The sequence below is a fragment of the Pseudomonas sp. Irchel s3a12 genome (assembly GCF_900187485.1).
Classification (GTDB): domain Bacteria; phylum Pseudomonadota; class Gammaproteobacteria; order Pseudomonadales; family Pseudomonadaceae; genus Aquipseudomonas; species Aquipseudomonas neuropathica.
On the sequence record NZ_FYDN01000009.1, the window covers coordinates 135929 to 147224 of the forward strand.

Annotated in this window: 13 protein-coding genes; 4 read left to right on the plus strand and 9 right to left on the minus strand. The window is 54.6% G+C overall.

Annotated features, from left to right (window positions below):
• Positions 1–50 precede the first annotated feature (50 nt).
• Complete coding sequence (locus CKW14_RS16665; protein WP_095125686.1) at positions 51–839, plus strand: helix-turn-helix domain-containing protein; 789 nt, start codon at positions 51–53, stop codon at positions 837–839.
• On the opposite strand, the gene CKW14_RS16670 is transcribed toward CKW14_RS16665, so the two are convergent.
• Positions 840–1784, minus strand: coding sequence for a Dyp-type peroxidase (locus CKW14_RS16670; RefSeq protein WP_095050071.1), 945 nt, complete (start codon positions 1782–1784; stop codon positions 840–842).
• 164 nt (positions 1785–1948) lie between these two features.
• On the opposite strand from CKW14_RS16670, the gene CKW14_RS16675 reads away from it, so the two are divergent.
• Positions 1949–2923 carry a TerC family protein gene (locus CKW14_RS16675; RefSeq protein ID WP_095125687.1) on the plus strand — a complete coding sequence of 325 codons (975 nt, stop codon included), beginning with the start codon at positions 1949–1951 and terminating at the stop codon, positions 2921–2923.
• Between the two features lie 115 nt (positions 2924–3038).
• On the opposite strand, the gene CKW14_RS16680 is transcribed toward CKW14_RS16675, so the two are convergent.
• Both CKW14_RS16680 and CKW14_RS16685 read right to left on the minus strand, forming a co-directional pair.
• On the minus strand, positions 3039–4139 hold the full coding sequence (locus tag CKW14_RS16680) for a polyamine ABC transporter substrate-binding protein (protein WP_095050069.1): 1101 nt from the start codon (positions 4137–4139) through the stop codon (positions 3039–3041).
• A gap of 249 nt (positions 4140–4388) precedes the next feature.
• Entirely contained in the window at positions 4389–5795 is a 1407-nt protein-coding gene (locus CKW14_RS16685; protein ID WP_095125688.1) for a cytosine permease, read from the minus strand.
• 324 nt (positions 5796–6119) lie between these two features.
• On the opposite strand from CKW14_RS16685, the gene CKW14_RS16690 reads away from it, so the two are divergent.
• Positions 6120–6605 carry a flavin reductase family protein gene (locus tag CKW14_RS16690; protein WP_016987069.1) on the plus strand — a complete coding sequence of 162 codons (486 nt, stop codon included), beginning with the start codon at positions 6120–6122 and terminating at the stop codon, positions 6603–6605.
• Positions 6606–6757: 152 nt separating this feature from the next.
• Complete coding sequence (locus CKW14_RS16695) at positions 6758–7801, plus strand: LLM class flavin-dependent oxidoreductase (RefSeq protein ID WP_007910852.1); 1044 nt, start codon at positions 6758–6760, stop codon at positions 7799–7801.
• Between the two features lie 755 nt (positions 7802–8556).
• On the opposite strand, the gene CKW14_RS16700 is transcribed toward CKW14_RS16695, so the two are convergent.
• From CKW14_RS16700 to CKW14_RS16725, 6 genes are all read right to left on the minus strand, one after another.
• A complete protein-coding gene (locus tag CKW14_RS16700; protein WP_095125689.1) occupies positions 8557–8991 on the minus strand; it encodes a hypothetical protein in 435 nt (144 codons plus the stop codon).
• A 98-nt stretch (positions 8992–9089) separates the two neighbouring features.
• Positions 9090–9326 carry a hypothetical protein gene (locus tag CKW14_RS16705; RefSeq protein WP_095125770.1) on the minus strand — a complete coding sequence of 79 codons (237 nt, stop codon included), beginning with the start codon at positions 9324–9326 and terminating at the stop codon, positions 9090–9092.
• Between the two features lie 30 nt (positions 9327–9356).
• Positions 9357–9530 (minus strand): hypothetical protein, encoded by a 174-nt coding sequence (locus CKW14_RS29985; protein ID WP_176471298.1) that lies wholly within the window; start codon positions 9528–9530, stop codon positions 9357–9359.
• Between the two features lie 134 nt (positions 9531–9664).
• Positions 9665–10162, minus strand: coding sequence for a contact-dependent growth inhibition system immunity protein (locus tag CKW14_RS16710; protein ID WP_095125690.1), 498 nt, complete (start codon positions 10160–10162; stop codon positions 9665–9667).
• A gap of 189 nt (positions 10163–10351) precedes the next feature.
• Positions 10352–10585, minus strand: a complete 234-nt coding sequence (locus CKW14_RS30475) for a Hint domain-containing protein (protein ID WP_095125691.1) — start codon at positions 10583–10585, stop codon at positions 10352–10354.
• Between the two features lie 376 nt (positions 10586–10961).
• Positions 10962–11249, minus strand: coding sequence for a hypothetical protein (locus CKW14_RS16725; protein WP_095050058.1), 288 nt, complete (start codon positions 11247–11249; stop codon positions 10962–10964).
• Positions 11250–11296 lie beyond the last annotated feature (47 nt).

The following is an 11296-nucleotide window of genomic DNA, read 5'->3' on the forward strand; positions in this document are numbered from 1 at the left end:
ACGACTCTAACGTGACGGCCAATTACCGACTAACGCCGAAGGGCCACAAGATGCCGCCTAAAGGACATGAGAAAAGCGTCCGTCGCAGCATTCCCGGGCTGCCCAGCCTGCCGCGTCCACTCTACGGACGCACCGAATCGCTGCCCAATCGCGCCCTGACCCGACGCCACAGCCACCCGTGGGTACAGTTGTCCTACGCGATTCAGGGCGTACTCGAAATACAGACCAGCGCCGGCCGCTTCGTCGCGCCGCCGGAGCGCGCCGTGTGGATCCCGGCGGGCGTGCCGCATCGGGTGTTCAGCTCGCCTCGCACGGAAATGCGCAGTCTCTACATCGATTGCAGCGTCGCCGGATGGGCGCTTGAGCGCTGCCATGTGCTGGGCGTCAGCGACCTGCTCCGGGAATTGATCCGCGCGTTCAGTGAGGTTCCGGTGGAATACGAGCAAAGCGGCCCGCACGGACGTCTGGCCCAGGTCATCCTTGATCAATTGGCCGAGGCGCCGCAGATCGATCTGATGCTGCCGTTGCCGCAAGACGCCCGCTTGAAGCAGATCTACCAGAGCCTGGAGCAACACCCGGAACAGCAGACCACGCTGAGCCACTGGAGCGAGAAGTTCGGCGTCACCGAAAAGACCCTCACCCGCCTGTTTCAACGTGACACCGGCCTGACCTTCCGCGCATGGCGCCAGCGTTTGCGCCTGCTCGGTGCGCTGACACCGCTGGAAAAAGGCGAACGCGTCACCGACGTTGCGCTGGCCTGTGGTTACGACTCGACCTCGGCGTTTATCGCCGCGTTTCGCCAACAGTTTGGCGAAACGCCGGGTGAGTTTTTTCGCTGATCAGCGATCCGCCAGTGCTTCCAGCAAGTCCGCTGACGGCACGAAATACAGGCTGCCAGTGACGGCGGTGCTGAAATCCAGCAACTTGTCGTAGTTACCCGGTGGCTTGCCGACGAACATGTTTTCCAACATCTGCTCGATCGGCTCGGGCGAGCGCGCGTAACCGATGAAGAAGGTGCCGAACTCCCCTGCCCCCGGCCGGCCGAACGGCATGTTGTCACGGAGAATTTTCACTTCCTCCCCGGCCGCGTTGGTAATGGTGGTCAGCGCGCTGTGCGAGTTGCTCGGTTTGGCCGCGTCGTCCAGTTCGATATCGGAGAGCTTGGTGCGACCGATAACGCGCTCCTGTGCTTCAACGCTCAGGCCGTTCCACGCGGCCATGTTGTGCAGGTATTTCTGCACCAGCACGTAGCTGCCGCCGCTGAAGTCGGGGTCTTCGTCACCGACGATGGTGAAGTTGACCGCTTTGCGCCCGACCGGGTTTTCCGTGCCGTCGACAAAACCGATGATGCTGCGCATGTCGAAATAGCGAAAACCTTGCACTTCGTCGACCACCGTCACCGCATCGCCGAGAACCGCCATGATCTGCGTGGCCAGTTCAAAACACAGATCCATTTGATCGGCGCGAATGTGCAGCAGCAGATCGCCCGGGGTTGCCGGCGCGTGCCGCCCTTCCTCGCCAAACTCGCGAAAATCGTGCAGCGACGCCGGGCGCGGATGGCCAAACAGGCGATCCCAAGCGTTCGAGGAAAAACCGCAGATGCAGGTCAGGTTGCCGGTCGGGACGCGCTTGCCAACCGAGCGCACCAGCCCGGCGACATCGCCGCACCAGTCTTTGACGGTTTGCGCTGCTTCAGGCCCGGCATTCAGCGTCGCGACGATGAATATTGCGCTGCTGGTGATCGGACTGCACACCGCTTGAGGTTCGAGAATGTCGGTATTCATCGCTGAAAACATTGCTCCGTAAAAAATGCCCGAGCTGATAACGAGGGCAGATAGTTCGTTTTTATCGAACTGTTGCGTAGAAATAAACGATTTTTCTTTGCCGCAAACTCGTCGCTAGCATGGCCTCGTCTGACCCCAATCCAAGAATAGACAGGGAGCGTGACATGCCACCTACCAACATCAATATCGGCGAACCGTGGATGTGGGGCGCCTTCATCGTCTTCGTGCTTGCCATGCTGGCATTGGACCTGTTTGTCTTCGGTGGGCGCAAGGCGCATCGGGTGTCGGTTCGCGAAGCCTTGTCCTGGGTCATCGCCTGGTGCCTGCTGGCACTGAGTTTCGCGGCGCTGCTCTGGTGGTATTTGCACGGTGCGTTCGGCACCGAGATCGCCCGGCAGAAAACCCTCGAATTCCTCACCGGTTATCTGATCGAACAATCGCTGTCGATCGACAACATGTTCGTCTTCGTAATGATCTTCAGCTACTTCGCCGTACCGCCGGAGTTACAGCGACGGGTGCTGTTGTACGGCGTGCTCGGGGCAATAGTGATGCGCGCGGTGATGATTTTCGCCGGCGTGTGGCTGGTGTCGCAGTTCGAGTGGCTGCTGTACGCGTTCGGCGTGTTCCTGATCATCACCGGGATCAAGATGCTGGTGTTTGCCGACCACCAGCCAGACCTGGACAAGAATCCGTTGCTGCGCTGGGTGCGCGGGCATATGCGCATCACCAGCGGGTTTCATGGCGAACGGTTTTTCGTCCTGCAGAACGGCGTGCGCTGGGCCACGCCAATGTTTCTGGTGCTGGTGCTGATCGAGGCCAGTGACTTGATGTTTGCGGTCGACAGCATCCCGGCGATATTCGCCGTGACCACTGACCCGTTCATTGTCTTCACTTCAAATATCTTCGCGATCATGGGCCTGCGTGCGCTGTATTTCCTGCTGGCGGACATGGCGGATCGCTTTCACTTGCTCAAGTATGGGCTGGCGATTGTGCTGGTGTTTATCGGCGGCAAGATGGTCTTGATGCCGTGGCTGCACATGCCGGTGGAATGGTCGCTGGCGGTGGTGGGTGGGGTGATCCTTGGCTCAGTCCTGCTCAGCTTGGTCATGACCAGAGATGCCGAACGCCGCACTGAATGAAACACCACAAGACCCTGTAGGAGTGAGCCTGCTCGCGATAGCGGTCTGCCAGTCAACACCGCGTTGTCCGACAGACCGCTATCGCGAGCAGGCTCACTCCTACAGGGGATCGGTGTTACTTATCGGACTTGATGCTGGTCCACACGCGGGTGCGCACGCGCTCAAGTTTCTGCGGCAACGGCTGCACGACGTAGAGGTTTTTCAGCGCTTCGGGGGTCGGCGTCAGGTTCGGGTTGTCGGTGATTTCCTTGTTGATCAGCGGCATCGAATCCTTGTTCGCATTCGGGTAGCCGAGGAAGTCGCTGATCGGTGCGATCACTTTCGGATCGAGCAGGTTGTTGAGGAATTCATGCGCTTCGGCGACGTTTTTCGCGCTCTTCGGAATGGCGAAGGTGTCGAACCAGATCGGCGCGCCTTCCTTCGGCAAGCGCCAGTCGACCACCACACCGTTGCCCGCCTCTTTGGCGCGGTTGCCGAACTGATAGAAGCTGCCGGAGTAACCGATGGCCACGCAGATGTCGCCGTTGGCGATGTCGGTCATGTACTTGGCCGAGTTGAAGTAGGTCACGTACGGGCGAACCTTGAGCATCAGCTCCTTGGCTTTTTCATAGTCGGCGGGGTTCTGGCTGTTCGGGTCGAGGCCCAGGTAATGCAGGGCCAACGGCAGGATTTCCGTCGGCGAATCAAGCATCGCCACGCCGCAGGATTTGAGCTTTTCCATGTTCTCCGGTTTGAACACCAGATCCCAGCTGTCCACCGGCGCGTTGTCGCCCAGTGCCGCTTTGACTTTGGCCGGGTTGAAGCCGATCAGCACAGTGCCGACCATGTAAGGCACGCCGTACTGGTTGCCCGGATCGTTCTTGCCCAGCAGTTTCAACAGTTCTGGATCCTGGTGGCTCCAGTTCGGCAGCTTCGATTTATCCAGTTTCTGAAACACGCCAGCCTTGATCTGCGTTTCAAGGAACTGGTTCGACGGCACCACCAGATCGTAACCGGAGTTGCCGGTGAGCAGTTTGGCTTCCAGGGATTCATTGGTGTCGAAGGTGTCCCAGGTCACTTTGATGCCACTTTTTGCAGCGAAATCCTTGGGCACGGACGGCAGGATGTAGTCCGCCCAGTTGTACACGCGCAGTTCGCGTTGCTCAGCCTGGACAGCGCCGGCCAGCAGCGTCAGCCCACACACAGTGGCACCCAGAATGCGTTTCATCGTGACCATGGTTGTTCCCCAAAAGGCAGCGTGAGTTCGATGGTTTTTATGTTCTGTACACGGCAGCGGCTGTAAAGGTAGCCAAGGGTAAAAAGGGTCGAGCGTCTTGTTGTGGTTTTGATTCTTGCTGACAGCGTAGCTGGAGCACAGTGGGGGATGGGCCAAAAGGGGATCGATGTGGCCAATTTGATTGACCGCCGGGATGCGGAAACAACAATGCCCGGCACTTGGCCGGGCATTGTGGTGAAGCGGATCAGCTCAGTCGGTGTAACCCAATCTCGCCGCCCTGCTCTGCTGAGTCTGGCTGCGTGTTGCCAAGCAGTAATACAACGGCACGGTGACAACCAGGCCCACCAGCCAGGACAAGTCCGCACCCTCAACCAGATTGGCGTACGGTCCGACATACAGCGAGGTGTTGGCGAATGGCAGTTGCACGAGTATGCCAATGAAGTAGGCAATGATCGCGTGCAGATTAAAGCGCCCGTAAATCCCGCCATCGGCGCGGAAGATCGAGGTGATGTCGTAGCAGCCGCGCTTGATCAGGTAGAAGTCGATCAGGTTGATCGACGCCCACGGTACCAGCACCAGCAGCAGCGCCAGAATCAAACCGATGAACTCGGAAATGAAGTCCGCCGACGCGCCCAACGCAACCACGCAGCAACCGGCCAGCACCACGCTCGACAACACCACGCGCACCTTGATGCTGGGCGTCCATTGGCTGGCAAACGTCTGAATCGAGGTAATGATCGACAGCACCGCGCCATACAGATTCAGCGCGTTATGGCTGATGATATTCAGCAGAAACAACACCATCAGAATCGGCCCGAGCCAACCGGTCGATTGCTTGACCGCGACCATCGCTTCGGTGCCTTCCGGGGTCGCCAGTACGGCAACCGCGCCGAAGCTGAACGACAGAATCGTGCCCAGCGTCGCGCCCAGATAGGTCGCCCAGAACGGCTTGGCAATGCCGATATCCGCCGGCAAGTATCGCGAGTAATCGGACACGTACGGCGAGAAACTGATCTGCCAGATAATCCCCAGCGATACCGTCGCCAGCCAGCCGGACAGGTTGAAACTGCCGCGGGTGAGAAAATTCGCCGGCAAGTCATGGGCAAAGATATAGATGAACCCAGCGAGCAACGCGCTGCCCATCACCCAGGTGCCGATGCGGTTCAGCGTATGGATGAAGTTGTAGCCGATCACGCCAATCGCCGTGGCCGCCAGTGCACCGATCAGAATGCTCAGAGGCGCCGACACCGATGGCGAGATGCCGACGATGGATTTACCGGCCAGCACGATGTTGGAAATGAAGAAACCGATGTAGATGATCGCCGCAAAAAACACGATCAACAGCGCGCCATAACGGCCGAACTGGCCGCGACTCTGGACCATTTGCGGAATGCCCATGCGCGGGCCTTGCGCCGAGGCCAGCGCGATCACCACGCCGCCGATCAGGTGCCCCAGCGCAATCGCCAGCAGCCCCCAAAGCAAATCGAGATGGAACACCTGAACCACCATGGCGCCGGTGACGATGGGCAGTGGCGCAATGTTGGTGCTGAACCAAAGGGTGAACAGGTCGCGGGCCTTCCCGTGGCGTTCCGCGAGTGGGACGTAGTCGACCGTATGGTTCTCGATCAACGGATCTTGCCGGGACATCTGGGACATATGCATGAACTCGAGTTTGTCTGTTCTTATCGTTGTATGAAGCCAAACCGGGGGGACTCTCTGGCCGCCCCTCAGATGCAGACCATATTATGGTATTCCAAACAATTCACAAGACTGATCCGTAGTTTACGACGCCAGCTGATACGCCATCCTCGCTGAAACCGTGGCCTGCAGACCAGCCGAAAGCCCCGTAAATGCTGAGTTTCCGACGAACGCGGCACGTTTATCGGTTCAGCTTAAAAGGCCTTGCAAAGATCGAATACTGGTATACCATCAGACCAACAAACACATAAAAACAGTGTCACAACACCCGAGGACCGACCAATGATCGATGCCGCCATCTACAAACAAGTCATGGGCTCGTTCCCGTCCGGCGTAACCGTTATCACCACCCTGGACGATGACGGTCAGATCGTCGGCCTGACTGCCAGTGCATTCAGCTCGCTGTCGATGGATCCGGCGCTGGTGCTGTTCTGCCCCAACTACAGTTCTGATTCCTACCCGGTGCTGATCAAAAACAAACGCTTTGCCATCCACGTTCTGTCCGGCGGCCAGCAAAGCGAAGCCTACGCCTTCGCCCGCAAAGGCAAAGACAAGGCGCAAGGCATCGAATGGACCTTGAGCGAATTGGGTAACCCGATCCTCGCCAACGCTACAGCTATCATCGAGTGTGAGCTGTGGCGCGAATACGAAGGCGGCGACCACGCCATCATGGTCGGCGCGGTGAAGAACCTGATCGTCCCCGAACAGATCGCCGGGCCGCTGGTGTATTGCCACGGCAAGATGGGCGCCCTGCCCGTCCTGGCCTGATCGTCAGCCCCGCACAATTCAACTGTAGGAGTGAGCCTGCTCGCGATAGCGATTTATCCGATGTCGATGTCTTTTCTGACACACCGCCATCGCGAGCAGGCTCACTCCTACAAGTTTTGTAGCCTCAACAATAAAAGACCCGAGGAAGCGTCATGAAATTTTCCCTGTTCATCCACATGGAACGCTGGGACGAAAGCGTCAGCCACCGCCAACTGTTCGAAGACCTCACCGAACTGACCCTGATGGCCGAGGCCGGCGGTTTCAGCACCGTGTGGATTGGCGAACACCACGCCATGGAATACACCATCTCGCCAAGCCCGATGCCATTGCTCGCCTACCTCGCCGCCAAAACCACCACCATCCACCTCGGCGCCGGCACCATCATCGCGCCGTTCTGGCACCCGTTGCGCGTTGCCGGTGAATGCGCGTTGCTCGACGTCATCAGCAACGGTCGCATGGAAGTCGGCCTGGCCCGTGGCGCCTATCAGGTTGAATTCGATCGCATGGCCGGCGGCATGCCCGCCTCCAGCGGTGGCCAGGCATTGCGCGAAATGGTCCCGGTGGTCCGCGCCCTGTGGCAAGGCGACTACGCTCACGACGGCGATATCTGGAAATTCCCCACCTCGACCAGCGTGCCGAAACCAATTCAAAAGCCCAACCCGCCAATGTGGATCGCCGCCCGCGACCCGGATTCGCACAACTTCGCTGTGGCCAACGGCTGCAACGTGATGGTCACGCCGCTGATGAAGGGCGACGAAGAAGTCCTCGACCTGAAGAACAAATTCCAGACTGCGCTGGACAACAACCCCGACGTGCCACGCCCGCAACTGATGGTGCTGCGTCACACTCACGTGCACACCGCTGATAATCCGGATGGCTGGAAAGTCGGGGCGAAAGCGATCTCACGTTTCTATCGCACGTTCGATGCGTGGTTTGGCAACAAGCAAACGCCGGTCAACGGTTTCCTCGCGCCGAGCCCGGAAGAGAAGTTTGCCGGGCGTCCGGAGTTTGAGTTGGAGAGCCTGCACAAGACCGCGATGATTGGTACGCCGGAAGAGATCATTCCGCGGATCAAGTACTACCAGGAACTGGGCGTGGATGAGTTCAGTTTCTGGTGTGACAATAGCTTGCCGCATGAGGAGAAGAAGAAGTCGCTGGAGCTGTTTATCAAGCATGTGGTGCCGGCGTTTCGCTGAGTCACTGCTGATTGCCTGCCCCAAATAAAAAAGCCCCGAGCAGTTCGGGGCTTTTCAGTTCAGCATGCAAATATTCTTTTGGGATATTCCCACCGCAGAATCAAAACTCAAAAAATCTACCTTGTGAAATCCGCCTCTATACCTGGTCAATCATCAACTCCTGTTGTTGACTCATGGCTGCCTGCGAAAAATTGGCCTTCATCGCCAGAGTCAATTTATATCCAGCAAAAATCAGGCGCAATCTCACAAGCGACCCCAGCTGATACAAGAATATTTCTAACCCGTAGGACCGACTTCGCCTGACCGCTAAACACCAGAGTAGAGCCTTGCTGGAGCATATCTCTCGACATTAAAAAATTGTGACCTGTCACCTCGGAAACCGCCCTTATCTGTGCTTGATTCCAATAGTCGCCGCGACAGCGAACCTCATACCTGCACTCATCCAGCTGGATGCCGGGCATATTGGTGGTAACTACCGACCAGCCACACAGATCGCAGCGTGTTCCCTGAGTGCTACCCTCATTGAAGACAACTAATTCGCCTCTACACTGCTCGCATGCTGTTGGATAGGATTCATTCATTATGGGTTACCACGGTCAATAATCCGAAAGGAAAAACGGGAATGGACCACATTTTCGGAGTGCTGTCTAAATGTGGTCTGTCCCCATTCCATTCCAAATGGTTCAGACTTCGATGAGGCTACGTTGACTTCGAAACGGTGGAAAACGGGGCTAGCTGACATTTCCAAATGCTCGCTAAACGTAGTCTCCACCTATCAATTTCATACCACTATACGGATCAGCGATATTACTACCCAGCTCAGCAATTGCCTCTTTGATCTCGATAGCCACTTCTGACGAAAGCTCACTGACATTCTGGCTTGATATAAAGTCAAACAGTCCCGCCAATCCAAGGTGTGCCGCAACGACGATCGCCCCCTGAGCAAAATCAAAATCAAAACCATCCCACTCATTGATCAAGGTTTTTTCTATTTGAGTCTTTAGTGACTCGCACAACTGTTCATAGGTGTGCCACTGACGATCGCTGAGTTCTAACAGAGCCTGTAAAAAATCAAACTTTGATTTTCCAGAAAAAGGTTTCTCGATCAGCAGTTCATGAAACTCGTTTGCCACATCTTCTACAGGCATCGAGTCAGGAAGCGATTGATAATAGAAAAAATTCTTCATCATTTATGATCTACACGCAATAAACCCGGGATTTAACTCAATTAGCGCGGGGAATCCCCGAGAATCTTTCCCCATTTTTCCCATTTTCTCTCTATCCTTTCTCAAGAAGCCCACTGGGTTTTCTCAGGATACTCGCCTTTTACGAAAAGCTGAGCGAGCTTCATACCCGCTCTTTCCGACCATTTTCCGCTTCCATCCAACGGGCACTCTTTAATGACGCTTATAGTTTCCTTTATTTTATCTAGCTGTATCAGACCCACGTCACCGCCCCGGCCAAACGTATATTCCACATATGCTTCAGTCTCTACAACCTTATCCATCTCTATATAAATAGCCACGTACACCTCTTATTCATTCACCCACTCAATCTATTGAAATTCTTGACGAACATGCATCACCAGACCAGCAATATCCTCAAAAGCCACAGCACCAAACTCTGAATAAAATTTTGCAACATACTGTTTTGAAGATAACCCCAAGACTTCCGCCTCCGATCTCACTTCCAGCAATAAAAAAGGCTCTATTACGAAGTTCACCTTCATAGAGAACTCACTTTTAGGTGAACTGGGGACAGACCACATTTTCGGAATACTATCTAAACGTGGTCTGTCCCCATTTACACCCTTTAAGATTTTCAACTCAATCGTGAACAGAGCCTGTCGAACTGAATCCAAGTTTATGAACAACGACTAAATGCCAAACGAAGTGCCGCGCCAACCTCGTTACAGGCACTAGTAGCGGAAATAACGACATAGTCTTTGTCAGTTATCCCCTTGCCACTCCAGGCCTCCAGTTTCTCATGATGACTGGGACGAATTGTTACAAGTCCATTAACGGCGTCCAGTGAGCAGATTTTCATATCCTTAAACAGTGCACGTTTGGTTTTGTAGCCAAATTCCTTCATTAGATTAGCTATCCACTCATTATATTGAGTGACCACGCGACCTCTAAAATCAAAAAACTCTGGATTTTCCTTCGGGTCAATCATTCGGCTAACGGCCAAGGCCGCCAAAACACATTCTCCCAGTTCGCTATCTTCACAGGTGTGCAACAGCAAAGACCTCCTCCCCTCAGGATCCGGCAGACAATTAAAATAGCCGGAGTAGGTCTCAATGAAAATAAAATCCTTATTAAACTTAACGTAAGCCCAAGCTTTATTATTCAACTGACTCATTTGCCTAACCGAACCTATGCTTACTTTTACGCCATGAGATCAACCATACTTTATCGCGTGATTTTTTTGAAGCCATTGCACCGAATTCTTACCTGCAGGAACAGCGACAGAAAGAAAAGGGGACAAAGAAAAGGACAAGAAAAGGGGACAGACCACGTTTTCGGAGTTCTGTCTAAACGTGGTCTGTCCCTATTTATTCCCGCCTTCCGCTGCGCCAGCGCCACGAACACTTTTGAGCTTGAGGCGGTAGATCGGTTGATCCGAACGCTGATGCGTTGCCAGAATGGCAGCAGCGAACGGCTTGCTCCCTTTCTCAGGCTTGCTCCAGACAACATCTCCCACCTTGAGCGACTCAATAACGCGGTCGCCTTGCGGTGTAGAAACTTTCGTACCCGCAGCAAAGCAGCAAAAAAAAGGGGACAGATCACATCTTCGGAGTGTTTTCTAAACGTGGTCTATTCCCTTTTATACACCACTGCTCATAATCATTCCTAACTTGTAAAAAGGGGACAGACAACGTTTTCAGAGCACTTTCTAAACGTGATCTGTCCCCATTTATCCTCTTAACGTAGTTTGCACGAGTTTTTCCATCAGTATTTATGCGCCTTAAGAACTCGACCATTGCTAGTCGATCTCGCTCTACAAGATCTTCAATCAAATCTTGCGTTGCCCAATGCAAAATCATGTCCGCCCCGTCCGCATCCTTGCAAAGGATCAAAATAAAAAGGGGACAGACCACGTTTTTGGAGTGCCTTCTAAACGTGGTCTGTCCCAATTTATCACCCATTTATCTTCCAACTCACACAATACTTAAAATATATAGATCATGCTTAAACTCCTCCAACTCTTCGGCAGGAATTCCCCTAAGCATTTCATCCAAGTCATTTCCCGCAAGTAGTTCAGCAATGCGTTCTTTATGATACTCCACTTGACTCGGATACCAACTGGACAAAACCAAACTCACCACTTCCAGCATTAGATACTCAAGCGGAGAATCAAAACTCCCACTCCCACCCGCATAGCCATCATAGACATCCGAGACAATCTGTTCTAAATTCCAAACACTCTTATCCTGAGCCTTGGCCATTGGGCCATGGTCTCTGCATCCATCCCAGAAGTTACCTAGGACCCAGC

What these genes read in the sequence shown, in the direction of transcription:
- CKW14_RS16665 (WP_095125686.1), top strand. Translation starts at nt 51, where the DNA reads ATGCCGCCTAAAGGACATGAGAAAAGCGTCCGTCGCAGCATTCCCGGG.
- CKW14_RS16670 (WP_095050071.1), bottom strand. Translation starts at nt 1,784, where the DNA reads ATGAATACCGACATTCTCGAACCTCAAGCGGTGTGCAGTCCGATCACC.
- CKW14_RS16675 (WP_095125687.1), top strand. Translation starts at nt 1,949, where the DNA reads ATGCCACCTACCAACATCAATATCGGCGAACCGTGGATGTGGGGCGCC.
- CKW14_RS16680 (WP_095050069.1), bottom strand. Translation starts at nt 4,139, where the DNA reads ATGGTCACGATGAAACGCATTCTGGGTGCCACTGTGTGTGGGCTGACG.
- CKW14_RS16685 (WP_095125688.1), bottom strand. Translation starts at nt 5,795, where the DNA reads ATGTCCCAGATGTCCCGGCAAGATCCGTTGATCGAGAACCATACGGTC.
- CKW14_RS16690 (WP_016987069.1), top strand. Translation starts at nt 6,120, where the DNA reads ATGATCGATGCCGCCATCTACAAACAAGTCATGGGCTCGTTCCCGTCC.
- CKW14_RS16695 (WP_007910852.1), top strand. Translation starts at nt 6,758, where the DNA reads ATGAAATTTTCCCTGTTCATCCACATGGAACGCTGGGACGAAAGCGTC.
- CKW14_RS16700 (WP_095125689.1), bottom strand. Translation starts at nt 8,991, where the DNA reads ATGATGAAGAATTTTTTCTATTATCAATCGCTTCCTGACTCGATGCCT.
- CKW14_RS29985 (WP_176471298.1), bottom strand. Translation starts at nt 9,530, where the DNA reads ATGAAGGTGAACTTCGTAATAGAGCCTTTTTTATTGCTGGAAGTGAGA.
- CKW14_RS16710 (WP_095125690.1), bottom strand. Translation starts at nt 10,162, where the DNA reads ATGAGTCAGTTGAATAATAAAGCTTGGGCTTACGTTAAGTTTAATAAG.
- CKW14_RS16725 (WP_095050058.1), bottom strand. Translation starts at nt 11,249, where the DNA reads ATGGCCAAGGCTCAGGATAAGAGTGTTTGGAATTTAGAACAGATTGTC.